Raw genomic sequence first — 25,415 nt, forward strand, 5'->3', positions numbered from 1 at the left:
GTGAACGTCGGCTCGATCGTGCCAGCGTTCAAATACTTCGCAATCGTGTTACGCGACAAACCGGTATGCCGACTGATCTCGCGGATCGACTGCTTCTCGCGCAGCTTCATCCGACGGATGATGTTTAAAAGTCCCATGTGGTTCACTCCGTTGCCCCCGTCGCTCACCGCGTTGGGGGAAGGTTCACATGGCTCAATTCTCAATGGAAATTATGCGCCTAACCGGCTCAGTTCTGCGTGGAAACCAACAACTTGAAGAAGCACGAGCGCTTTTCCAAGAACTTGTATTTCGTGCCGGAAACGAACGCATGGAACAAGTGCGCGGCAACCTTGCCGCAACGCTCCACGATCTGGGGGAGTATTCGCAAGCGGAGCGTGAACTGGATTGGCTCAAAATGGCATACCCGAAGAACCACAAGACTGCGGCAGTTCTCGCGCAAGTGAAATTCAAGTTGAATAAGTTCAGTGAGGCGGAGGATGCGGCACGCCGTGCAGTTAAGCTCGACCCATCTGACAGCTATTATCGCGTAATCTTGGGCGAGATTCTGTTGATCGGCACGAGGAATCCGCTTGCTGCGGCGGAGGCTCTTGAGCGCGCGTATGATCTCGGTTTCCAGTCGAAACGATGGTATGTGCTTATGCTTGCGGCCTGCATGGCAGCCGATCGCAAAGGCGATGTGGCGGGACTCCTGACCGCGTTGGAACCAGCGCAAAAAGAATTGCAAGACAGCATCATCGCGGAAACGCTGTCGATCGTAAGGCAGGTTTTCGGTACTGACAATTCTGCGGAGAACGGCACGTTTCAAAGTCAGGCAGCAACAGGAGATGCTGAGACACCGGCACCGCCTGCTGACTCTCACAACGGGACCGACCCCGCCCCGCGTAATGGGCCGGAAGCAAGAGCGGATGACAGTGATTACGACCCCTCCAACCACCGTCAGGGGCTGCGAGACGGGAATACTTCACAGTTCCAGGTGCGAATTTCAATGGTCGACAGTAGTTTCGCGCTCGATTTCTACCTGCGTACCGATAAGCAGGACTATGCTAAACAATTCATAGATGGCTACAAGCAAACTGCCCGAAGATTTCAGAGCCGACATCCAACTTACATTGAACGGACGGCAGGCTACCGCTTCATTTCATGTGAGCACTGCGGGTTCCTTATTCTGTCGCCGCGCGATGAAGGGGAGCAGATTAATTGTCAAGTCTGCTGCGAGCGCGGCATCGTAGCAACAATCACGTCCCCACACCTAGCGACACTGTTGTCCGCGTGCATGAAGGTCTTCGGGCGACCGCCGACGCCGAGCACACAAGAGAACAACATGATTGCGTTGCTCGGGATTTGGACTCCGCCGAACACGGACATCATCGCCATCTCGGATCGCCTGAAAGCTTCCGGCTACGAGCTCGTTCATCGCGACGCCCTGGCCTACTCGGCATGTGCTAAGGAAATGAGCGATCTGTCGAGTGATTATCGGGGGGAGCCGAACGGTGTTTGGAAAATTGAAATTCCGGCTTCTGACGCGGTCCTCGGAAATGAGACCCCTGGTTCGGTCGAACGTCTGATACGACAACTGCGCCGCGAGTTCGGACATCTCGGCACGTGTTCACTAATCCTTTCCAGGGGAACAGTACTCGATTTTTTGTTATCGAACGCCAAGGGCAGATTAGATCTGATGCACGAATTAATCGGACAGAACACGAGCGCAGAAACGCGTGTGTCCGTTATTAAAGCTCAACTAGATGCTGGAGAAGTCGAAATCGCTAAGCGCGAGATTGCTGCGCTAGAGGCAACCTATCCCGGCGCGGCATCCACATTGTTTGCTAGAATGCATGTCGCGGCGCACGACGAGCAATGGGATATTGTCGTAAATTTAGCGCAACGCATTTTGGAGCAGAGTCCACGAGAGTTAGGTGCAATGATCATTGCGGCGGTCGCGTGCGAGCGGCTTGGCCGATTAGACGAAGCTAGGACCTTCCTCGCTGCTTATGTCGCAAATGGAGGCTCCTAGCGCAGCTAGCGACGCACACGACCCAGAATGATTCTACTCGTCCAGTAAAGGACGTAAATCACATTCAAAAAAAACTAATGATTTGTTGTCCCATCAGCATGATGTTGTCGCCGCCATTTGGGACGAACAAATGGTACGAAGCTTCGACTTCAGAGGGCAGTGCTCTAGTGGTGAGATTCGCATGCCTCCCGTGACCACATTTGCGCGTAAGCGGACGCTACGCCAGCGTCTGCTATAAGGGCCATCAGGTCACTTCAACCCAGTCCAAAATGCACCACATGCATGTCGTTAGTGTTAGTTGTGGAGGCCGTAGGTATACAGCCGCGATAGGCCTGGCGATGCTGCCAGCAAGCGCGAGACCTCGGGCGCGAGCCGTTTCATCGGCTCGATATTCAGTCCGAACTACTGCACTTTGCCGTCGAAGGTGCAGAGCTCGCCGCGGTGACTCCAGAGCACATCGGCTTCGATGTCGAAGGTGAGCAAGCAGGAAATGTGCCGCCGAAAGAGGCGACGCAACGCCCCTTGGTCTGCAAGTTTGTGAGCCGGGCTCCGCTGACGTCGACTGCCGTTTAGCGGTCAGCAGCCATGGCAACGGTCTTGCTCTAACACCGTGGGCCGGCACTCACTGGTCCTCTTTGCGCGCGCCGGACCCGGACCGAAACTGCGATTTTCCGTTTCGACGGCTTCAAGGGAAGGTCTCCCTCGAATGGACTACTCTCTAGGCGAAGGCCGAGTCAGCGGTTGGCGCTCCGTCGAGGGAGCGCCAACCGCGGATTGGGTGCAGATACATTGCCGTCTGGGACTTCACATCTTCCGATGCGGGCTGCGCTCGAGCTATGATAAGACCGTATCCTCCTCAAAACTTGCAGGACGCCGCCAAGCCAAGTCGAACTTCTTGGCCATCGCTTTGAACCCGCGGGAAGTAGGGTGGAGTTCGTTTTTCCAATCCTGCGTATAGTCCGGATCTACAAGCGTGCCCTGTGTCTTCACCAAGTGGAATTTATTCTTTGGGATGGACGCTAACCCATCGAGCATCCGGCGAAAGCGATTCAAAGCATCAGCGACGATGGCTTTTCCATCGGCCGTGTTCCATTTCTTTAAGTCGAGGGATGGCTTCAGCCAGGGGCCAATCCTCAATCCGAAAAAATCGACTGGACGTCCGTCAGGCGTGGGGAAATCGTAAGAGTGTCCAATCACTCTCACCCCGGGCGCATATGCGTCACGCAGCTCGAATAACGTCTCATAATTCGCCTTCGCGTGGGACAGCAATTCGTTGAACACCTCTAACTGAAGTCCTTCGCTCGCGGGTATTCCACTGTTGTAGTTTAGGAAATCCCGGAACTGGTTGCCCGCCACGTCGTTTCCGCCAGCGGAACAGAAAATCGCATTAGGTCGCCCGCTCACCCAGAGGTTTTTGTTCTTGAGTGCCTTGATAAGGCGTTCCTGTTTCTTCGGCGTCATCATGTCGGTGGTGGCATCGCCGTAGTGCGCCAGGCGTAGTATCGGCTTTTTATGATCATACATCAGATCGAGTTGCGCAATGATGTCAGTTTGACCGATGCCGAAGTCATTGGCGAAAGGATAATCGAACCATGAGTCTCCGACGGCGACAGCTGATTTAGGTTCATCGGCGGCCGTAGTGGAAATGCTGGGATCACTCGCGGCCCGAACATCCTGCTCTTGTTTTTGCATTCGCGCTTCGATGTCGGCGTCAATCTGGTCGTCAGTTAAAGCAAGGGCTGTAAATTCATTTTGCATTTCCAGTTCTCCCAATGGTCGCACGCATCAATCCAAATGACCTACAGTCCGCCGAGCATCGGCGTTCTTGTCGCTATCAAATTCCGTCGGGATCCCGCTGTTGCCGAACCCTACTGGCCTTCCGGACGGTCGCGTCAGTTCACGGAGCAGAGGGCGGCCAATGTGTCTGATGAACATTTTCCGTCAACGAAGCGTCTCTGTGAATCTGATCACTTCGCCTTCTCCGTCCCGCCAGCTATCTCGCCATAAGTCTAATATGGCACGAGGTCCCAAGTCGAAAACGTGAAAACCCTCGCGTGGCCGCTTATTCCCGATGCCAGGCCTAATGCAACCGCGGGCATAATCGAAGCAGCACACATTGCCAAAATCACAATAATATCGCCGAGTACTATATATATCCGTCTTCAAAAATTCATGTGAATATTCGTGAACATATATCGCCCCTGCCGCAGGTGGCCGGGTTAGTTATTTTCTTGTATGTTTCAGCGGACCGGCGCGAAAGTTAATAGATATTTATAGACCGGCATACCTAAAATAAAACATTACATATGAATTGCAATATTGAAAAAACGTTAAAGATGTGCTTTCAATTTAAAACACCACTTCAATTAGAAGTGCCTAGTTAATCGCGCAGGATCTTAGCATGCGCACGTTCAAAACATGTTATTTCGCCTTACTCACCGCATTGGTGGCTTTCTGCTGCATCAACCATGCGATGGCGCAGGACAAGGCAAGTGCGTCCTTCATCGTCGGTTCGACAAAAGCGGTTCAACTGTTGGGCGCGAATTGTTTTCCCGACGCATGCTATCTTTCGGCTGCGTTCGCGCCAAAGATTGAGACGGATAGGCAGGCTGCGGTCACCGTAACTAATAACGGGACGCAGGATCTGTCGATCACGCCGACCTTTGTGCCAACGAACGGCTCCGCAATCGGCGTCGGCGGCAGCGGCGTATTGGCGCCACTCGATACGCTCCAACTCAAACCGGGCGAGACCGGTAGTCTCAAGCTCTCGATTACGGCTGACGGACTGTCAGCGGGCACCTACAGCGGCGAGTTGATGCTATCCGCACCGAATACCGCCGGAATCACGCTGCCGCTTCAAATCCACGTCCGCACATCCGTGGTCTGGGCGATCTTAGCCGCACTTTGCGGCATCATTCTCGGCCGCCTGTCACAGCTGGTCTACGATCCAAAAGTCGTCGCCCGGGTGCGCCTCTACGACTGGCTCTTTGAACTGGAAGAGGGTCTCGAAACCATCGCCGACCAAAATGCGAAGGCAAAACTCAGGACCAAGCTTACCGCCCTACGTCAGCAACTCGCCTCCCGTAATGCGGACGCCGACACACTTGCTTCTCAGATCGCGTCGTTGGCGACTGAGATTCAGCAAGCATTGCAGGCAACAGGTGAAGCAGCCGGCGTAGGCACCAGCGTGCCTAACATCCGTACCAACCGACCGGAAATCGCACTACGCTGGCTAGCCGGGGTCACGCCGCTGCCGATTGACACTGTCTACGCCCGACTTATGCCAGCCCTTGTGCTAATCACCCTCGCCGCTCTGACGATCGTCTTCGTGCTGCAGCAGTATGGTGGATCGGGTACGGCCGAGACCTTTGGCGCCGGCGGACTGGCCGACTACGCTAGCCTGTTTCTAGCTGGCGTCGCTTCCGAGGCAATTGTCAACGGCCTACGCGCGGTGAAGTTCACTGCCAGCTAATTGGCGCGGCAAGTCGCCGCTCGAAAAAACACCAAACGGGGGAGAAGACATGATCGACGATACGATAGCCGATGACGAAGTTTTCGAAAGCAGTTCCCTCGCAGCAGCTCATACCGAGCGGGATACCGCCCATGGCGTGACTCGATGGATGCTCGACCACTTCCGAGATGAACTCGACGATGCGGTCCGAGGCACGCCCTTTTCTGTGCCGCTTCTATGTGCAATTGCTTGCCGTGAAGCGGGCAATTATTGGCTGCCTCTGACCTCCAGCCGGCCCGCGTCGGAAATACTTGGCCTGTGCGTCTACGATGCAAGCGGTGATGTCGCTAACGCTCCGCGAAGTGCCTTTCCTGTCAATACCTCCGAGTTCCGTGCCACCTACGGCAAGGTCTTCACCAATCTTCTGATCGACGAGACGAACAAGGCACGCGTTGCGCGAGGCCTCAGTTCCGCCTCGATGGTTTACAAGGGCTATGGCATCTTCCAATACGATCTCCAGTACGTCCAGACCGATGAGTCGTTCTTCCGCGAAAGGAAATGGTACAGCTTCCAGGAGTGCGTCTCGAGAGCCGTTTCGGAGCTCAAGCGCAAATTCGAAGCAACAGGCAGCCTACGTTCGGCAGTGCGAGCCTACAATGGCTCCGGCCCGCGAGCCGAGCAATATGCAAAGGACGTGATGCGCCTTTTGCCATACTGCGAGGAAGTTGCCGAAAGCGTCTTCAGCGCCAGTGTCCAGAGCGGTTTGGCTAGCACTGCACTAGAGGCCGACGCAGACGAGGATCCTGGCTTCAGCCCGCTTGAGCCGGATGCGACGGCTGATTTCAACACTGCCCGCATGCTGGCCAATCTCGGTGCGCCGGGGGCCGTTGACGACGCGGAAGGGGCGGAACTGCGCGGCCTTGCCGCGGGCACCGTTGCATTCAGCATCGCCTCCGCAAATTCCTTCCTCAACGCCTGCACATCGTCGACACCGCGGGTGCGGTACGGGCTCGGGAGCAAGGTGCCTTTCTTTGGTGCAGTGCCTGGGCGCGACTTCACCAAGGTGGACTGTAGCGGGTTTATACGCGAGGCAATCCGCCGCGCGACGACACCGCGACTTAGGTTCCCGGATGGCTCTGTCGTCCAGCACGACTATGTAAAAGAGCGCGGCTTCGAGAAGGTCTCACCGTCCGACGGCGTCCTCAAAGACGGTATCGTGCGCATCGCCTTTCTTCGACCGCAGGATGCCTCCTCTGGGATCGGCCACGTCGTCCTGGTCGTAAATGGCAAGACACTCGAATCGCACGGCGGAATTGGACCAGATTCACGCAACTGGACCACCACAGACTGGCAGGCGAAAGCGCACGTCTACATATTCTCCCGCGATGGCAAGCTCGCTAGCACCAGCGCTTCGCTCTCCCTCGCGGAGGATATGAGCCGCGACGATTATGACGATGACCATGACGAAGAGGCCTGCGAAGCGCCGGACAACACAGACGATATGTCGGCTGCCGCAGGGGCACCGATCGACGTGCAGTTGCCAGCCTCAGCGACAAGCTTCTATGCTTACGGGCCTGTGGCCAAGAGATTCGGAACGGCACTTACGATCGAGGCCGTACGGGAAATTGCCGACGAGTATTTCGAGGCAACCGGAGTGCGGGTCGGCGTCGGAAACATCAGCCGCGACGGCGGAGGGCCTTTGCCTCCACACAAGGACCACAAGCGCGGCATCGACGTCGATCTACGCGTTCCCCGCAAGGATGCAAAGGAAGAGGGGGCGACGTGGCAAGACTCCGCTTATTCGGCCGCCCGGACACGGCTCCTGATCGAGATCATCCGCAGGAACTCCGTAATGCCGATCCGGACAATCTTTTTCAATGACCCAAACATCGCGGGGGTCACCCCTCTCAGTGGTCACGACAACCACCTCCACGTCAGTTTCACAGGAGCAGCTACGTTACAGGCAGAAAGCGTAAGCGCCATGTCTCGGGTTCCAGCTCGGCCGCGCGTCGCAAATGAGGTTGACAACGCTATCGAACTGAATGGTTTCGCGAAGGTCTTAGTGGCGCTGCGACATGAGAATCTGGAGGCGGCGCTCGCTACAAGCGCCACTTCCACCGCAGATTCATCCTTCGAGGCTTGCTTCGAGTTCCCCGATATGTCCCAAGCAAACCACCTCGCCGCCGCCGCAGCAGCGGAGAGCTATGAAGAGCGACAAGTAGTCCCACGACCCGTGACTGTGTTTCCCCGGCTCGGCGTCGCTGTTGGCACCGTCACTTGGCGAACGATCAATAACCTCAAAAATCACAGTGCAACGCGCGTGATTCACGAGGCGCCCGCGCCTAGTATCATCCGTCCCACGGCGACGCAGGCTGTGACAGAGCCTCTGGATGTCGAGTGGGGCATCCGCCGGCTCAAGGTCGACCAAGCATGGGAAGCCGGGTACGATGGCCAAGGTGTCATCGTCGGCCATCTCGACACCGGGATCGATGGGGCCCACCCCGCACTGGCTGATGCAATACACAGTTTCGCCGAGTTCGATCTCGCCGGTCGTCGTGTATATGGAGCCACGCCCCGTGACAGCGGTGAGCACGGGAGCCATACCGCCGGCACCATTGCCGGCCGTGGGCTCGCCAGCGGCGCCCGCTTCGGCGTCGCTCCTGGGTGCAAACTCGCGAGCGCGCTCGTCATCGAGAACGGCGATGTCATCACTCGCATCATCGGAGGAATGGAATGGATCTTGGAAGAGGGCGCGCGGGTCCTGTCAATGTCGCTGGGGTTGCGAGGCTTTACACCGGCATTTCAGGTCCTGATCGACGCCCTAATGGATGGCAACGTCCTACCCGTAATCGCAGTCGGCAACGAATACGCTGGTTCGAGCCGGTCTCCTGGCAACTACTCCGGTGTTCTCTCTGTTGGAGCGTGCGATTTGAACGACTTTGTTGCCCCGTTCTCGAGCAGCCAAACCTTCCTCCGGGCTCAAGATCCGCTCGTCCCGGACATAGTAGCCCCCGGCGTCGATGTTATTTCCAGCATTCCGGGCGGCGGCTACGCCAAGATGTCCGGAACATCGATGGCAACACCGCACATCGCCGGGCTCGCTGCGATCTTGTGTCAAGCAAACCCTCACGCTCCGGCGAGTGAAATCCAAGACTCCATCTTGAAATCCTGCGTTCGTCCATCAACTATGGATCAGAGCCGCGCTAACTTGGGCGTGCCCGACGCACTCAAAGCTCTCGAGGCTCTCGGATTGCCTATGCCGCTTTCGCAAGGCGGCCAGAAGGCACTCAAGGCATCCACCACTGTGGGGCCGCGTAGCGGTCGACAAAGCAGGATGCGGACACGTGATGGCAAGGTATGAGACATGGCGCAATCGACGAATTGGGAGAAGGCGGACGTTCTGAAGCAGGTTGAAGAGTCAGGCGCCGCCGACCCCGGTCTCCAAGTCTTCCTGGGCGCGGAGGTACCACAAGCTGAAATGGATGCAATTGCCCGCGAAATCGTCGAAGCGGCAGGCGGCGCTCGGGCGACGTCCATCGGTCCCATAAGCCGTGTTGCAAAGTCATTCGCTGTCCATGGTGATGTCTCGATGCTGCGACGCATCGCGGAAGATTCTCGCGTCAGAGCCATTCTCCCCACCGCAGTCAGTGATATTTTGCCAGAGCCCCGCCGCGGATCCTGAAACCTCAATGCCTGTGGGGCCCTCGGTGACGAAGTCGGCGTCTAGCGCAAAGCCGACATAATCGTTGGCAATCGCTTTGACATAACTACTTCTTCCGTCGTGAAATCTTCGTTGCGCTCATTTTGTTCGCGCGCGTCACCCTATTGGTCTGCACACTGTCCACGTCGAAGCCCGGCTCTTCGACTCCAATGATCGACGCGAGATTGACATCGTGCCAGAGAAGCAGCGCCTGGGCTATCCCGTAGACAGTGGCAGGGTAGGTTTCGCCGGCATCATCGGCGTCAGTTGTGTACGCCTCGGAGAAGTCGTCGACTATGGCAGCAAGATGCAAAAGGTTCCCACGGGCTGTCGCCCACTGTATGATTGATAGCCCGTCGAGCGATGGATCTTTGCCCAAGTCCGACAGAAATGCCTGGCTTGAAAGGAAGCGGCGCAGTATGCTGCCTTGTCCTTCCTCGAATGCTCGTGATAGTGCGTTTCCGAAGGGTCGGACCCAGTCTCGATGATCGAAGGTCAGGACCTTCCTGAGGACGGGTTGCATTGGGGGATACGATCGGGCAGTTCGGAAGATGTCGACCAGGGAATCTTTCCAAACCGATTGCAAATAGTTTGGATCACGCCGCGAAGCCACAGTCTGCAGCCAGTTCATGATGTCTTTCGCCACGCTAAACCTGCCGGCTTCCCGGTTCGCCATTACTAGCGCATGACCCACGAATTCTATGGCCTCATCGTCCGGGGGTGGAACGTTGTTGATACTGAAATATGCCTCGATTAGGTCGGCCACGTCTTCGTTTGCTGCGAGTATGGCGAGGCGCAGCACATTGATGCTGCCGGACCAAAGATTAAGCGGCACGCTACGCGCCATCTCCACGGTTTGCTCGGCAACCAAAGACCTGGTACCCAAGCTCCAATCCGACCTTTCTTGCAGCATCCGATGTCCGAGCGTCGCCAAGGCCAGCAGTTCCGTCCGTACCAGACTGTCAGTCAATTGGCTCTGGGGGCCACCGAGAATGCGCGCCGCCGCCAATGGGGACGCTTCCGCTCCGAGTTTTGCCGACATGGTCGCCCAAGTACGAAGAAGAGATACCAGGCTGTCATTATTGGCATCCTGAAATCCGTTCAGGCGTCCCGACAACACATCGTTTGCCTTGTCAAAATAGTCTAACTCGCCGAGATGGCGCTCAGCTAACTGACGGCTGTCGGACCATTGGCCCGTCCGATAGAGCAGCCTTGCGACGATGGCGGCGGTCGCGCCATGCTGATCGAGACCTTCGAACGCCCGTCCCGCAGCTACCCTGGACGCGCGAACGACATCGTTTGGATGATCATCCACCAGGAATGTATGGTCCCTAGACGTCAGCCATTCAATCGCGATCGGTTGGGGCAGCGCGGCAACATCCCCCGGCTTCATCGGCATTCGGGTCTTGGCATTGATGTAGCGCGCGGCGTTAGGCTTTGTTTCAATCTCGTCGGCGTCGAGACGAGGATCAAAACCGGGCGTCTTGGGCCAAAGCGAATCGATTTCTTCGAGCGGAACATCCAGCCACAATCCATGATAGATGGCCTCAGCCCGCGATGACTGATCAGTCTCCATCGCTTCAGCCTTGCTGCGGAAATGCTTGTACGCAAGCCTGTGTAACTGATCGAACCGGTTCGGACGCCGTGCCTTAATTAGCGGCAGCATTTCTTGACGCAGATCCTGGCGATGGCGCAGGCCGCCATCCTCTTCGTGTTCGACGAGAGATACCTCGCGCCGGAATGCATCGAATATCTCTTCAGCCTCGTCTCGCGGCGGATCGCCGCTTGTTTTCGTCGACAGAATCCATGGATCGAACTCTAGGCTGTCACCCGTGATTATCTCCTCGGGTGAGCCCGGCGCGGGCGTACCGAGCGCCATGACGTTGCGGATGACGTCGCTTGTTATACGCCGCACCACCAGCCCTGGATCGGCCAAGGCGCGAACGCGCTCGTCTGCTACGTGGCCCAAAATTCGTCGGATCAGAATGCCGTCGATCAACGCCTTGTTCAGCCTGCCATTGCCTGTTTTATTCGTCAACTCACTGATGAGTTGGTGCACCACGTCACTCCCGGTCGCGTTCTTCGCGCTCGCGAATAAGCTGCCCAGAAGTTTAAGCGTTAATGGGTGAAGTCCCCATGGTTGAGATTCACCAAGGCCGGCTATCATGGCTTCGATGAGCTTTTGCGCTTCGGCCATGGTGATTGGCTTGTCGGAATCTTTGGCCAAAGCAAGGAGCATTTGTATGCACCCGGATTTATCAAGGGCGCCAAGGCCGATTTCATCAGTCTCCCTGACGGTGTGATCAAGGAATTTTGGAGGTCTCTTGCGCCCAGAAACGATGAGGCGCAGACGGGGCCACCCCAAGCCATTCTTCGACGACGTTAGGACGCGGATGAAATCCTCGACCCTGCGAACATCGATTTCCGAGTACTGGACAACCTCAAAAGTGTCGAGAACCAGCAGGAACGGCCGCTCCCACTCGAACATTGATTCCAGACCCGCAATATGCGTGTCGATGGCGGCGCGAAAGTCCTTCAGGAGCGGCAACAGGGCGACGAAGGTTACCACGTCGCGTGATCCCTGGGGCAGGTACCTGGTCAGCTCTTCAACCAGCGCGGCGTCCGGCGAGGCTTTCTCGGAGGTTCCGTCCGCCATAGCTGACAAGGCTCGCGCCTTGTCCTGCAAGGCCCGCATTTTCTCACCCAGTTCCGGAAACTGGGCGCCGACCTGATTACACATCTCGGCAAGCAGAAGCTCTGGCCTGCGGGCGCTTACCGTTGCTCTGTCGAAGTCGAGATAGGCGAACGGATAACGCGATCTCGCCGCCTCGGCGTGTTCGAGTACAAACTTCGCGATCAGCGTCGTTTTGCCAACGCCGCCGATACCCCAGATAACCATTGGCCTCGCGCCGAGTGCCGCCTGCCCGAGCCGCTTTGTCAAACGCCCGAACGATCCCAGCAGCGAGGAAGCAGGCACAACTCCGACAAAGTCGCGGAGCCTCTTGATCTCGTTTTCGCGGCCGTAGAAGCGTATCCTGGAGGCGTCGGCTTCAGATCGTTCATCACCATCGAGACCGACCATCCGCCGAAACGGCTTGAGAAGACGTCGCAATTCGATCTCACGGTTAAGTTCGTCAAGACTGTCAACTGATGTGCCCTTTACATCCTGAAGCCAGGTTGCCGCCAAGCGTGCCGCTTCGAGCTTTGGCAACACCGCTGCTTCTACGTCGACCTTTTCAGTTGTAAGTTGTTCGCGTAGCGCGACGCTGATCGGATCGACGAAGCGGGATTTCGTGTTCGCCACTGCGTTCTGTATATCCTCGGCGCTTGCCAGCGACAGAACCGATCTGCGGGCCTCGCGCGTCAAGGCCCACCTGGTGCCGTCGGGCCCATAGACCTCTTCTGCGAACGACAGAACGTTCTGCTCAGCATCCTGCTTGCGCTCGTCATCCATCTTCGTGTCAGGCATCAGATCGCGAGGCAGAAAAGAAGATACAGTCGCGGCGGAGACGAGAATCGGCCATGAAGAACTACCGGCATAGCTCGTGATATCGGGCGCCGCGCCTATTGCTGCCGGCTCTGTCTGCAGTGCAAACCTGCGCGCCCACTCCGGTACGTGCTCCAAGTCGAAACCTGAACCTTCCGGCTGCTCGGTCGATTGGCTCATTGTGACCTCAATTGTTCGCCGTGATCATATCCCGAACCCACTGCGCGAGGTAGGCTCGGACGGGCTTGTTCTCGTTCAATGCCATTTCGGCGTATTTTTTACCCAATTTTGTCAAAAATACCGGGGGCAGAGCTTCGCTTCTTTCGATGGAACGCCAGGCGATCGCCATGCAGTTGGCAAATTGCGTAGAGTAGTCGGTGTTGGATGGGGCACTGAGGTCATCGTTTATCACCGGCATTCGTGTTGGTGGCATCGGACTGTTCGAGGCTCCAAGCAGGAGCCACCGCAATTGCGGCAGATCAGGTGTCGGCTGTGAGGCATCTGGTGGTCCCATGAGCGCGGAAATGAGATCGGGGAGGTCGTGCGCCCACGAAAGCGGGGTCCCGCCCGGAACAACCGTGTTGATCACAATCCATACTGGATAGCGCGATGGTGTCCTGGCCTGATCCGCGGCCAACTGTTGTGCAAGCCATGTCGGCAGATCGTGGCTAATCCAACGCGACGTCGACTCAGTTTGCCGTGCCTCCGGAATGGTGGACGACTTGGGCAGCATGAGGAAGTCAGCCAGCGCCTTTACGAAAGCGCGAGGTGAGAGTTCAGCGAGATTGTCCGGCACAAACTGAATAACAGGAACCGCTGCGCCAACGATCCGCTTTAGAAGGTCGACAGAAAAACGTCGGCCGCTGTCTTTCGGACCGGTCACGGTAATAACACGGCCGCCGTTGGTTGCAGCCATCATGGCGGTCACCGTGGTACGGAAGAATTCCCGCCCAATAATCGGTCGAGGGTCCGATTTGTCCTCGGTGAGCGACCAGTATCCAATGTTTTCATCGACCGAAGGTGGCAATTCAACGACCGGATGCAGATCCTTTGAGATCAGATCGATCCGGATGCCCTGATTGACCAGCATACCGGCCTCGACGGCCGGCCCGCTGCGAACCGCCGCATTGTGGAGTGCATATACCCGACCCTTCTTGTCGACGGCAGGCGCTCCCGACGCTCCTCGTTCTGCGTTTACAGAATACCATATGCGCGTTTCGCTTGGATCGAGCTGGGCGTAAACGCCCACATCCCAGAGCTGCTCGGCGCCCCCGGGGTGCTGGAGCACGAAGAGGCGCTTGCCAACGTCATCGAAGTAGCTGATGTCACTGTCGAGTGTGAGCCAGCCACGTAGCGCACCCCCACTGCGGCGGGAAGGAGCGTTTCCAACCGGCCGGTCAAGCTTGATGACCGCGTAGTCATACTTCTTCTTCTTAAGCACTTCTTCTGGATAAGGCGGATACCCGTCCTTTGATAGCAGACAGCGCGCGCGAACGAGCCAGTTCTCGGTAACGGCTTTGACGACCATGCTTGCATGTGGTCGCGCGTTGTCGGGAGGAATGAGCGGGCGCGGCGCGGCGAAGTAATCGAAGAAGAAGAATAGCTGGTCGCCTGCCACGGTGGACGTGATCTTATCTTCGCCGCCGACCGTGGTTTCCACTTTGAGGAAGTCCTCCACGACGTGGAAATTGGTTAGCACCAAATCCGGCCCGATCAGAAAACCTGTTCCTTTTAGCTCATTGACGTGCCCCCCGAGAGCGACCGCGCACACCGTACGCTGTACACGTGGATAGTAGAGGTCCACAAAGTCAGCATTCAAAAACGGATCATCCAGTGCATGCACTGTGGCCTGTAGCGCGGCGAGCGGACTTCCGGTCAGGATATGGTTGAGACCCCTCAACAGACTGGCATTGCGGGTCTCTGTTCTCAGAATGGCAATGGCGTCCGCGAGTCGGCCTGCCTCCTGCATGCGCTCGATCAACGCGCAGGCAAGGTTTTCGACAGAGGGTCGGTTGCCGATAATGTCTGAAATTGCCGATAGGCCCAGAACCCGTTCGGCGAGCCATTGTATGTTACGAGGCAGAAGATTTTGCACGAGGAGTGTTGCGAGATCGGCCCGTTGCGAAGCCGTCATGCCATCGTTCGGTGGAGGGACGTGATCGTTCATGACCCAGATCTCAGAAATTGCGCCGCTGGATGCTCCGCAATGCGCGAAAATGCCACGGCGTAGTTGGCAGATCCAAGTCCCGACCCCTGCTCGGTCGGAAGTTCCCTGCCGCCATAATGGAGACCCACTGCCACATGCCTGCCATCAGCCACAATTGCGGCAACGCAGGATCCGGAATTGCCGCTGAGGGTCGAGCTGTCGTGAAACAGGAGTGGTCGCTTTGGGTCGACGCCCATGACAACCCCTGGCGAGCAGCGCTTTCGCCCATCCGCCTCCTCAAAGACGAGCTTCATTGCTTGCGTTGCTACGGCGACGAAGGGATGGCCGATAGCGTAGATCTCCTGCCCCTGAAACACTGGCGCGGCCCCGTCGGTCGCCGGCAGCGTCCGTCCGAGGGCGCTTTCACTCCAGTCGATGGTAATGGCTGGCGGCATCGTGCTGTTAGCCGGGGTCACGCGAAAAATGGCAAGATCAATGTCGGGTTCGGGCGCACAGAACACGAGTTCTCCCACCTCCATGCGTGCGGGTCCTGCCGTCTGGTCCGTGTAGGCAAAGTCGATAAAGGGGCTTTTTGTCGCATCCGTTTTCCAGGTCTCGATGGGCTGGTTGCGATCTACGACGAGGCCGCTTGCGACGTGCCGATTGGTTATGACGTAGTCCTTACCCACTCGCCAACCGGTGGCCGACGCGCCCAAAGGGCCTTCACTGCCGAAGCGGCCGACACACTTCGACAAACAGTCGATTTTCTCCCGTTCCGTCGCAACCAGGATGAACCACCTCGAATTGTCGCCCAGTTTGTTGGGTGGGAGTTCGACGCGGCCATTCCTGTATCGTAGCGCTGGCCGTCCGACTGTGTTGACGATAACCTCAAGCGCGGAAAGGTCCTGCGCGGTGAGTGATGACGGTTCCTTGCCCTGGATCCTGACCTTATCCAGCGCGCGACGCGCCCGCATGACGACGGCTTTCGCCACCGCAAGATCTTTCGCCCCGGTTGGAGCGCCTTCCGGCGTTCCGGGTGGAGCGAGGCCGGTGAGCGTGTGGGCGACAGCATCGACCAAGTCCGCATTCGCGACCGGTCCCGACCCGCCGCTCGATTCAAGCGTTCCACCGCGCAGCAGCAAATCACCGGCGCTCTTCACGAGATTATTTATGACGGGATCGGTACCGGCACTCTTGGTTGTCATCTTGTTTCCCATCATCCGTACCACGCACTCCAGGGGACTCGGACCATCCCGACCGGCGTCGGCTCCCCCGGTCGAGCAAGGAGGGGCGATATTTCCTGCGTCCCGATCGGCTTGGTCAGATTGGCCCAATCGAACTGGAACACCTTGTCGTAATAGACCGCGATGTCACGGTCTTCGAATAAGAGACTGGCGTCGCGGTTGACTTGCGTCCCGTCGCTAGACCAGTTCTGGCTTCCCACAACGGTCTTCAAGCCATCGACGATGATGCCCTTGTTATGCACCTTGCTTGTTTGACGCCGCCAACGCGCGCTATCCCAGCCGAGCGCAAGGACGAGGTCGACGTCCTGGGGTTTCTCGTTTCGTCCGTCGACGATGACACGGACGTCGACACCCTTCTTCATCCGCCCGGCGACGGCCTTCAGCAGCTCCCGATAGAGATCGTTATCCTTAGGCCCGCGGATGTAGCTGTACTGCATGAACAGCGTGCTCTTTGCGCTGCTGATCAGGTCAAGGATGGCCTGGCCATAATTGTCGGGCGTCATCAGCGGCTGCACTGGAATTGCTGGCTCCGCGTTGCTGCGGATGATCCGCATCGGCGCGAACGGTGCGGGCTGCAATGCGGTTGCTTCCAGTTCGAGGAATGCGTATTCCGGCACGAATAGCTCCGGCATGACCGGTGCCATTTCGCTCGGCCCGATCTTGGCAGCCGTTTCGAGGTCATACATGATGAACTTCTCGAATATCCCCGAGAGTACGGAATCATATACCACCACGTGCCATTCGCGGTTACCCAGCCGGTAGATCGTTGGATTGGGTCCAGACGGTACTTGTGGTTGGGAATGAGGAGACCAGTTGCCGCTCGACAGCCATACTGCCTTGCCATCACGCACGGCGACCTTGGAATGAAAGGAATTGGCGAAGATTTTTTGCGGACCGCTGACCACAGCCTTGGCATAGGTGAAGCGTTCCCCATCCCAGCTCTGGCGCAATCCAGCCACTGAGGCTGTCTCGTTTGAATCTTCTTGTAACACAAGTGCGAGGTCAGCGTCGGTGTCCCGCCCGATCGCTTTCAATTCGTCGACGATGTAGTCGGCAGTCATTTCATACATCGTGACGGTAAGGCTTGTCTCGGTATCACGCAGGAATGTGCTGAGTGTGGGCCACCCGGCGTCTGGTCCGACATGACAAAGAACGTCGCGCACCAAACAGGCGTCGAGGTTGACATTCGTCGGTTTCTTATAGCCGATTTGTGCGCTTTCGGCGGCTTCGGGCGCCAGCGGGCTGGACAATACCACCCTCCAGTTTGCCGTCATCGAAGGAAGGTGCGCGGTTGCCGCCGCCGCCGCCTCCTGCGTCGTCGGTCCCGCTTGTAAGGCTTCCACTGGGTCGGCGATCACCACATCGACCGGAACCTGTCCAATCGATCTGGGCAGAGCCATCCCTTCAGACAGATCCACCTCCGGCACCTTACGGCTCACGGCAACGACGACCGCAGGCTCAAGCACGAGGAGACCAGCGGTCCGGCGATAGCCGGGTCGCACCGACAGCACATTCTGCATAGCCTCTAAGGCCGCGCCCTGTGAATCGATCGCAGCAAACACCGCCGCAAAACGGGGGTCATTGGTTGAAACAGCAGTTTCGACGCGCACCGCGGGTGCAAGCTCCGCTCGCTCCATTCGGCCCGCTACCTGATCGCCCTCGACGACAACCGTTTGGCCGACGAGCTGTGCGAACGGATCCGTGCCGCCTGACGGCGGCACCAGTTCGGCGAAAAGTCCGCCCGTACTTATAAAATAGCTACCGCCTCTGATTTCGATGACACCCGATACCTGCCTCTTCCCAAGCTCTTGCTTCATGAATTTTCCCCCATCCTAATCTCGATCGAAGGCACGTCCTTGCCGCTGACTTTCACCTCTCGTTCCACCGGCAGAAAGCCAGGTGCGGTTACAAGGAGACTGTAAATCCCGGCGACAGGGGCCGTGAGTGAGAACTTGCCCGCGGCATCGCAAATCTGAGCGATATCGGGAAGGGCGACCGGTCCCCTGGCAAACATGATGTGTGCACCCTTGACGGGCTGACGATCGGGGCCGATGACGCAACCAGAGACAACGCTCATGACTGTAATGGCCGCGCCTGCCGGGCGCGCCCTCTCCTGTCGAAGGCATTCTACTTTGCGGACGCCAGCCTCTACTGCCGGTGACCGGTAACGTGCTCGTTCAGCATAGTGCAGTATTTGTAGACGCTTCAAGTTCTCTTGCTATTTACTCAAACTCGCGCAATTATTGTTTTTTGGCAAGAGGGGATTCACGAATGAGTTGTGTTGCGGAGCCGCGAAGGGCCTCTCTCTCCAATAAAAGATAAAGCTATTCGCTTGCGGAATGTGCAACCGTTGGAATTTGGCGTTGCGCCGGGATCGCTGGCGCTAAATAGGGGGCGTGAAAACTATGGCAAGGAAACCAGAAGCGGCAAACAAGAAACCGGGAGGCCCGGTCCCAACAGGTCCGCATACACCAATCAGCAATACGGCCACGGAAAGAGGACGCGCGGCTTCACTCGTATCGCCGCCAGAAACTGGCGCGGCGAAGGGTGTTCTGGACCCCCGCGACGGTGTCGAGGCCTTGCGCCCAGAAGTGCAGGAGGAGTCGGCGGCGGCCGCGGTACTTCAACTGAGAAAGCCGCTGCGCGATATTGGCGCGGCTTCCTTCCAGGATCCCGAAGTCGTGCTCGAGACCGTCCACGGTCCGGACAACCGGCTGAAGGTCGAGGACACCGACAAATATCCCTACCGGGTCAATGCTTCCCTGCTGATTACGGCGCGCGACGGTTCGCAATGGATCGGCACCGGTTGGTTCATCAGCAATCGGACGCTGATCACGGCCGGGCACTGCGTCTACATCAAGAACAGCGGGGTTCCTAACCGTGACGGGTGGGTAAAGACTATGGAGGTCATGCCCGGGCGAAATGGCGAGAACCTTCCATACGGATCGGTGACGAGCAGCCGCTTCTGGACTGTCCAGGGCTGGGCTGACTCAGGGGATGAAAATTACGACTACGCCGCCATTATCCTGCCGACTGATCTTGGTGACACCGTCGGGACGCTTGGCTTTGGCAGCTATAGCGACGCCGAACTGGTTGGAAACGTCGCGAACGTCACGGGTTATCCCGGCGACAAGCCGGACGGCACGATGTGGTACGACACCAAGGGAATTGCCTCGGTCGCTGCTACAAAAGTCTATTACGACATCGATACGGCCGGCGGACAAAGCGGCGCAGCCGTCTACATCATCAAGGACGGTCAGCGCATCGCCGTTGCGGTTCATGCCTATGGCGGCGCGGTCACCAATTCGGGCACGCGCATCTCGGCTCCCGTCTTCCGGAACCTGACAAACTGGAAAGAATAAACGATGGCATGCGGTCTGCCGGCGCAAACAAGCGTGCTGCGCCGGTGAGGCAAACTGTCGTCCGCCGACCGCCTCTCGTTCAAGTTCGTCAGGCTAGGGCGTCGACTCATAAACTTTGACACCAAATTCTCGTGGCGACGAGCTTTACGGCGGCAAGGTAGTTTTCCGGGCGCTTGTCGTATCGTGTTGCGATGCCCCGGAACTGCTTGATCCGGTTGAAGAAACGCTCCACGAGGTTGCGCTGCCGGTAAACCCAGCGCGAGAAGACGAAGGACCCCTTGCGGTTTGTCTTCGGCGGGATATTGGCCCACGCCTTTCGCTCGGCGGCCTTGGCGCGAATGGCATTGTTATCATAACCTTTGTCGGCCAATAGAATATCTCCCTCGCCGAGTTCGTCCGTCAGCGCGTCAGCCTCGGTGCAGTCGGCGACTTGGCCGCCGGTCAGACGGAGGTTGACGGGACGACCTTCGGCGTCGACGAGCGCGTGGATTTTGCTCGTAAGCCCGCCGCGGGAACGTCCCATGCCTCCATCGTCTCCATCCCCCTTTTTCCCGTGGCCGCATGCTGGTGAACGCGGACACAGGTCGAGTCGATCATGACGATATCGCCATTATAAGCCTCGGAAACGGCCTCAAGAAGCCTGTCCCAGACACCGGCCTTCCGCCAACGGACGAAGCGGTTGTAGCAGGTGGTCGGCGGACCGTAGCGCTCTGGGATTTCCGCCCAGGGTGAGCCGGTCCGGAACCGCCAGAGGATACCATTGAGCACTCGCCGGTCATCCACCCGCGCAACGCCGCGGGGTTTGTTGGGCAACAGCGGCGACAGGGTCGACCATTCGTGATCGGTGAGTTCGTAGCGGCGACGCGTCATAGAGGCTCCCTTATTCGGAAGCCTTGAATCACGACACGTGAACAATACCAAGTAATTTTATGAGTTTACGGCCTAATATTGTCTCAAGAGGCTTTGGTGAGATCGAACTGCGGAGACGTAGTCACAATCGGCTCGGCTTTGCCATCCAGCTATGTCTGATGCGATACCCGGGTCGAGTGCCTGGAGCAGAAGAAACTCCGCCTTGCGACGGTGAGCATCGTCGCGCGTCGGCACGGCATCCAGCCGAACCAGTTGTTTGCCTGGCGCAACTAGCGTCCCAAGGCGCACTGACGGCGACTGCCGCCGAAGAGGAGGTCGTTCCGGCTTCCGAATACTGGGCGCTTCAGGCCCAGTTGAAAGAGTTGCAACGCTTGTTGGGCAGAGTTCTGCGAGGTATAGAGGATCGCGGCAGTGACGGCATCAATTGGAAGTGCGCGAGCCTCTCCGTCGGTTATTGTGTCCACGCACATCATGCCGAGCCTCACAGTCCTTTCGCTAATCGATCTGACGAAGCGAAACGGAGTGAAGTCATGGGGCGATGAACGAGCAGGACGGCCGCTCTTAAATAGCCCTGGCCTCCGATAGACGGTCTCACGGCGCGTACTCCTCTGTATTGTTCAGTATGCCGGACTCAGGTCAATTTTTTCACCACAGGACTACTTGCCAAAATTCGGGGATTGTCTTTAATTCATACCGTCAACCATTGAGAAGGCATTTATAGTCAGAAACATGGTTTCCATGAGCCTTATACTTATTAGCGTGTTCGATGTATCGGCTCGTCACGTCACGGTCGGCGCGGGAACCGGGCCTGGCACACGGATTTCGGAACGGTACGGCGTTGGATAGAGCCATGCAGCAAGACCTCCGGCGCGTGGGCAGTACGAGCTAGAAAGACGATGGTACCAAACAAGTTCTGGCGATCTTTGGATCGCGTATCCTAATAGGAATGCCCCAGGGCTCGGGCCTGCGTATTGGAAATTTCCCGACGGAGTTTTGCGATTGCCGAGGATGGTTCATGAATGCCGGTACCGCCACAAGCAAGCTCAAGCCTACCGCAGAACAACTGGCCGTGGCGTTCTCGCTTGTCGACATCATTGAGGCCGAAAAGAGGGAATCGTCGTTCGCGCTATTCGGTGCGTGGGGGAGGGGGAAGTCATTCACGTCGGACATTGTAGGGGAGAAACTCCCGCAAATGGTCAACGTGCGCTTTCCAAGCTGGCTCTATCCCAACAAGCCAGAATGTTGGGTGCACCTTTACAGGAGCATCTACGACGGGCTGAAAAAGGAAAGTGCTCTGGCGCTCTATGCTAGCGTCGTACGGATGAACTTTGAGCGAACAGGACTGGTTCAGGCGGTAGCGTCGACATTCTACGTGATGGTCTGGTTGTTTGCGACTATCCCAGCCTCCGACTGGGAGTTCTTATGGCTTCTCATCGCCTCCATGGGGCCGGTCGCGTTGCTATTCATCACTCGACTGGCTTCGGCAGTGCCCCGTGTGCTCAAACATATACGGAGGGTGTATTGGCGTGTGGAAAGCCATGCCGAAAAGCTTGGGCTTCAGGAAACGATAGGGCGCGACCTGCGCGATCTCGTTTCGGCCTGGGGTTCGAAGAAGACGAGGAACGTGCTGAGAATGATCGTCATCCTACCGTTTCTATTCATAGTTCCCTTCGTCGTTTTGCTCATCTACGCGAGGCTTGTGGAGGTTTCCCCCTCCATCGAATTTTGGAAGCGGTATCTGGCGATTTCCGCCTGGTGCGTCTTCTGCTTCGTGAGCTTCGTTCTTCTTTGCACTATCGAGTGGTATCGGCCGGCGAAAACACGCATTCTCGTCATCGTCGAGGATCTCGACCGCGTGTCCGCAGACCATTCCCTTGCGATTACGGAATCTATCTCCGTTTTCTTGTCGGATAGCGCAGACGATGGGCTGATGCATTTCCTTTTTCTCCTGGACGAAAGCGCCCTGGACGACGCTATCGAGCGCCTTCATGGTACGCGCGCTCACAATATCGCCTACTATTTCAAGGAGCGGCTGTTCAAAGCGCATATCCGGCTGCCCACGATGACGGCTACGGAGGCAACCGCTACGAGCACCTTTATAATTGAGTTCGACGTCATGGAGAAGCTGCTTGTGGCGAAGGGTAACCGCCAAGCCGAGTTGAGTGCGCGAAGCGCGGAGCTCGATGAAGCATTGAGGCAATTGGAACAGCGCAGGACCTCGAAGATTGAGACTAAATATAACGTGGTAAAGGAGGCTCGTACGGAAGAAGTTGTCGTAAGACGGGGATTGTCGGGATTGGGATCATTTCGCAACAAGGTGATGCTGGGGGAGGAAGCATTCCTCGATGAGGTAAAGGTGCGCCACATTCCCGCGGTCAAAGAGGTCAGACCTCCAAACGAAGAGGAGCTAGCTGATTTCGAACTGCATCAGCAAAAGCTGATTAGGTTGGCGGAACTGAACGCGGAGAATGCAAAAAAGGCGTTCGAAATACTCGTCGAACAACTGCAACGGGACGACGATAGCATCGCGGCCTTGAAGAAGCGGCTCGATCACACCGACGAAGGTGCTACGAGGCCTCGACCCATCTCCCGAATACAGGACGAGGAACGTCAGAAGATCGCTGAGATCATGGGCCGGCTGGCGGACCAGAAAGACGTCATTTGGGGGCCCCGCTCCATAATTTCGTTTGTTCGCAAATTCGAGATGATGAAGACCTTGTGGGAGTATCTCGTCATCCGGTCGCCCATCCGACAGTTGGAGGCTTGGGAGACATCATTGATTCTTGACACTTTGTACGCCGAATTGGTGGATGCGCTAAGTGGAACGGAGGTGGCGGAGGCGCCGCTCGATCAGGCCCAGGCCGAACAGCGCGAACAGGCGCGCCGCATTGCCGGCTACGTCATCTGACGGGCGACTCTGCGAAGTTCACCGAACTATCGGTACGTTTTCTAGGCTGCCACGGCCGAGTTTGGAACGATGGTCCATCGAAGCGCTAAGGTCTGCGACGGCCCAATACGCGGCCACCCCCGGGCCTGATGTGATCGATGAAGCTCGCGAAGATATCACCGGCAAATAAGCGCGCAACTGGGCGGTCGCCGCTCACCCGGAAAATTCTAGCATCCGCTGGCCCCAAAAATCCGCTAAGGCGCGACAGCGGGATCCGCGCGGCCGACGCGCCTTACAGAACTGTGCTTCCACGAGCCCTGCAAGCCTTGTTGCTATGATGTTCACTCTTTGGGCGGCGAAGATCGCATAATGGATCGAAGGGAACCGGCCTTGAGGCGAATAGAAAAAGTGCTGCGTGCAGAGCACCAGGAAATTCGCACTAGCGGCCCGGGGAGCGAATCTATTCAAGACTCGAATAAGGTAGTCGGACGTTGCGATTAATGCCAATCGCGGCACATTCTCAACGGCGAATTCGCGCCCTCACTCCCGCCTTCAGTACTACCTCTTAATTGCCCATTACCAATTCATAGAGGTAACCGTGGAACTATCCGGGCATGGCAAGCAATTTCTCCACGTAGTAGCTCCCCCGTTGCGTCCGATCGCCTCTTTCGGAAGGGTGGTTCGTGAAGTAAAACACTTCGATGAAAAACGAACTTGTCCACGAAATCTGGCTCGATCCCGAGCCAGACGGTCAACTGCTCCCCGGCCTTTGTCTTGCTGGCCCAATGGGAGACGGCTTCAGAGCGCTCCTTAATAAGGGGGCTGTTAAGGCTGGCGAGATAACTGGGCATAGCCATTTCGATGTCATGGCGAAATACTGGAAGCTTCAGGGCTGGGGCGAGTACCAGACGGAGCACCAGCAGGATCACGAGCCATATCCTGACGAATGGGTTCTCATCCAACACCCCTTTATCGACAGCATGTGAATTTGCGGCTTGACCGCGATCAACGCACACTCGCCTTGGGTCGGAACCGATCTTCAAAACGAATCTGCGTATTGGTCAGGTGTGATTGGCACACTGACCTTGCCCCCAAGTTTTATCCAATTTTGAGTTCGCTCCAGCGGTTTTTTGAAGTGCTCCCCGAATTTGGGCCAGCGGGAGCTGGAATTTTCCGGGGTTAAGGCTCAGGTCGGCGGGGGTGCCGATGAGCCGTTCATGAGCAAAATCGGCACCTTGTTGCCGATCGCGCTGTGTGGCCGAAACTCGTTGTAGTCTCTACGCCAATCCTCCATCTTTGCCCGTGCGTCGTCAAGGCTCATGAACCAGTGGGCGTTCAGGCATTCGGCGCGGAACTTGCCATTAAAACTCTCGATGTAGCTGTTGTCGGTCGGCTTACCTGGTCGCGAGAAGTCGAGCACGACGCCCTTGTGATAGGCCCAGAGATCAAGATCTCGCGAGATGAATTCACTGCCATTATCGACGCGGATCGACGTTGGATACCCGACCTGGCGGCACACCCGCTCGAGCGTCTGAACCACATCCTCACCCTTGTAATTGAAGCGTGCATCGACCGCCGGCGAGAAGCGGGAGAAGGTATCGACGACCGTCAGAACCCTGATCTTGCGGCCGGTAGCCAACTGGTCATGAACGAAATCCATGGCCCAGACATGGTTGGAGTGCGTTGGCTCCGTGCGGTCGGCCCGCAGCTTCGCCTTGACCCGGCGCTTGGGAACCTTGTTGCGGAGCTGAAGGTCCATCTCCTTGTAAAGGCGATAGATTCGCTTCGGATTGACCGCCCATCCTTCACGTTTGATCAGGATATGAACGCGACGATAGCCGTAGCGTACTCGCGTCTGACAGATGTCCTTGATCTTCAGCTTCAGTTCGGCCTGTTCACCGCGCCTGGACTTGTAGACATAAAGCGACCGGTCGATCTTCAGCACCGAGCATGCGCGCCGTATCGAGACCTTCCAGTCGGCCTTGACTGTGTCGACAAGCTTCCGCTTGCGGGCAGGCCTCAAAGCTTTTTTGAGAGCACATCCTGCAGCATGGCCTTGTCCAACGACAGGTCGGCTACGATCCGCTTCAGCTTGGCGTTCTCCTCTTCGAGCTGTCGCAATCGCTTCATCTCCGAAGGCATTAGCCCCGCGTATTTTTTGCGCCAGTTGTAGAAGGTCGCATCGGAAATCCCTGCCTTGCGGCAGACCTCACCGATCGGCGTCCCATCCTCCGCCTGCTTCAAAACGAATGCGATC

Annotated in this window: 14 protein-coding genes and 4 pseudogenes; 9 read left to right on the forward strand and 9 right to left on the reverse strand. The window is 57.3% G+C overall.

Going from position 1 to position 25,415, the window contains the following annotated elements:
• Positions 1 to 187: 187 nt before the first annotated feature.
• Entirely contained in the window at positions 188 to 2,011 is a 1,824-nt protein-coding gene (locus AC1DTN_RS35745; protein WP_477924833.1) for a tetratricopeptide repeat protein, read from the forward strand.
• A 315-nt stretch (positions 2,012 to 2,326) separates the two neighbouring features.
• Here AC1DTN_RS35745 and AC1DTN_RS35750 read toward each other — a convergent pair.
• Positions 2,327 to 2,485 (reverse strand): annotated as a pseudogene (locus AC1DTN_RS35750) (sulfurtransferase); the annotation flags it as partial.
• Positions 2,486 to 2,845: 360 nt separating this feature from the next.
• On the reverse strand, positions 2,846 to 3,769 hold the full coding sequence (locus tag AC1DTN_RS35755) for an SGNH/GDSL hydrolase family protein (protein WP_477924835.1): 924 nt from the start codon (positions 3,767 to 3,769) through the stop codon (positions 2,846 to 2,848).
• Between the two features lie 643 nt (positions 3,770 to 4,412).
• On the opposite strand from AC1DTN_RS35755, the gene AC1DTN_RS35760 reads away from it, so the two are divergent.
• The 3 genes from AC1DTN_RS35760 to AC1DTN_RS35770 are packed head-to-tail and all read left to right on the forward strand — an operon-like array spanning position 4,413 to position 9,144.
• Positions 4,413 to 5,483 (forward strand): hypothetical protein, encoded by a 1,071-nt coding sequence (locus AC1DTN_RS35760; protein ID WP_477924837.1) that lies wholly within the window; start codon positions 4,413 to 4,415, stop codon positions 5,481 to 5,483.
• Positions 5,484 to 5,532: 49 nt separating this feature from the next.
• Positions 5,533 to 8,823 (forward strand): S8 family peptidase, encoded by a 3,291-nt coding sequence (locus tag AC1DTN_RS35765; RefSeq protein ID WP_477924839.1) that lies wholly within the window; start codon positions 5,533 to 5,535, stop codon positions 8,821 to 8,823.
• Between the two features lie 3 nt (positions 8,824 to 8,826).
• Positions 8,827 to 9,144 (forward strand): hypothetical protein, encoded by a 318-nt coding sequence (locus tag AC1DTN_RS35770; RefSeq protein ID WP_477924841.1) that lies wholly within the window; start codon positions 8,827 to 8,829, stop codon positions 9,142 to 9,144.
• 85 nt (positions 9,145 to 9,229) lie between these two features.
• Here AC1DTN_RS35770 and AC1DTN_RS35775 read toward each other — a convergent pair whose 3' ends face one another.
• The 5 genes from AC1DTN_RS35775 to AC1DTN_RS35795 are packed head-to-tail and all read right to left on the reverse strand — an operon-like array spanning position 9,230 to position 18,116.
• Entirely contained in the window at positions 9,230 to 12,829 is a 3,600-nt protein-coding gene (locus AC1DTN_RS35775) for a hypothetical protein (protein WP_477924843.1), read from the reverse strand.
• A gap of 7 nt (positions 12,830 to 12,836) precedes the next feature.
• Complete coding sequence (locus AC1DTN_RS35780) at positions 12,837 to 14,816, reverse strand: trypsin-like serine peptidase (protein ID WP_477924845.1); 1,980 nt, start codon at positions 14,814 to 14,816, stop codon at positions 12,837 to 12,839.
• Positions 14,813 to 16,012 carry a trypsin-like serine peptidase gene (locus tag AC1DTN_RS35785; RefSeq protein WP_477924847.1) on the reverse strand — a complete coding sequence of 400 codons (1,200 nt, stop codon included), beginning with the start codon at positions 16,010 to 16,012 and terminating at the stop codon, positions 14,813 to 14,815. The genes AC1DTN_RS35780 and AC1DTN_RS35785 overlap by 4 nt, the downstream gene beginning before the upstream one ends.
• Positions 16,012 to 17,856 carry a phospholipase D-like domain-containing protein gene (locus AC1DTN_RS35790; protein WP_477924849.1) on the reverse strand — a complete coding sequence of 615 codons (1,845 nt, stop codon included), beginning with the start codon at positions 17,854 to 17,856 and terminating at the stop codon, positions 16,012 to 16,014. Before AC1DTN_RS35790 ends, AC1DTN_RS35785 begins: the two co-directional genes overlap by 1 nt.
• Positions 17,853 to 18,116 (reverse strand): carboxypeptidase-like regulatory domain-containing protein, encoded by a 264-nt coding sequence (locus tag AC1DTN_RS35795; protein ID WP_477924851.1) that lies wholly within the window; start codon positions 18,114 to 18,116, stop codon positions 17,853 to 17,855. Before AC1DTN_RS35795 ends, AC1DTN_RS35790 begins: the two co-directional genes overlap by 4 nt.
• A 328-nt stretch (positions 18,117 to 18,444) precedes the next feature.
• Here AC1DTN_RS35795 and AC1DTN_RS35800 point away from each other — a divergent pair, with 328 nt between their 5' ends.
• On the forward strand, positions 18,445 to 19,401 hold the full coding sequence (locus tag AC1DTN_RS35800; protein WP_477924852.1) for a trypsin-like serine peptidase: 957 nt from the start codon (positions 18,445 to 18,447) through the stop codon (positions 19,399 to 19,401).
• 178 nt (positions 19,402 to 19,579) lie between these two features.
• On the opposite strand, the pseudogene AC1DTN_RS35805 reads toward AC1DTN_RS35800, so the two are convergent.
• Positions 19,580 to 20,271: pseudogene (locus AC1DTN_RS35805) on the reverse strand (IS5 family transposase); the annotation flags it as partial.
• Between the two features lie 98 nt (positions 20,272 to 20,369).
• Here AC1DTN_RS35805 and AC1DTN_RS35810 point away from each other — a divergent pair.
• The 4 genes and pseudogenes from AC1DTN_RS35810 to AC1DTN_RS35825 form a co-directional block, all read left to right on the forward strand.
• Positions 20,370 to 20,474: pseudogene (locus AC1DTN_RS35810) on the forward strand (DUF4158 domain-containing protein); the annotation flags it as partial.
• 1 nt (position 20,475) lies between these two features.
• Positions 20,476 to 20,654 (forward strand): annotated as a pseudogene (locus AC1DTN_RS35815) (transposase); the annotation flags it as partial.
• Positions 20,655 to 21,286: 632 nt separating this feature from the next.
• The gene (locus AC1DTN_RS35820; protein ID WP_477924854.1) at positions 21,287 to 23,179 is read left to right on the forward strand and encodes a P-loop NTPase fold protein; all 1,893 of its coding nucleotides are present in this window, start codon (positions 21,287 to 21,289) and stop codon (positions 23,177 to 23,179) included.
• Between the two features lie 680 nt (positions 23,180 to 23,859).
• On the forward strand, positions 23,860 to 24,144 hold the full coding sequence (locus AC1DTN_RS35825; RefSeq protein WP_477924856.1) for a hypothetical protein: 285 nt from the start codon (positions 23,860 to 23,862) through the stop codon (positions 24,142 to 24,144).
• A 200-nt stretch (positions 24,145 to 24,344) separates the two neighbouring features.
• On the opposite strand, the gene AC1DTN_RS35830 is transcribed toward AC1DTN_RS35825, so the two are convergent.
• A protein-coding gene (locus tag AC1DTN_RS35830) for an IS3 family transposase (RefSeq protein WP_477924857.1) occupies positions 24,345 to 25,414 on the reverse strand; the annotation gives its coding sequence in 2 pieces (ribosomal slippage) (positions 24,345 to 25,192 and positions 25,192 to 25,414; 1,071 coding nt in all).
• Position 25,415: the final 1 nt, after the last annotated feature.

It is taken from the genome of Rhizobium sp. 01T444 (assembly GCF_056398305.1).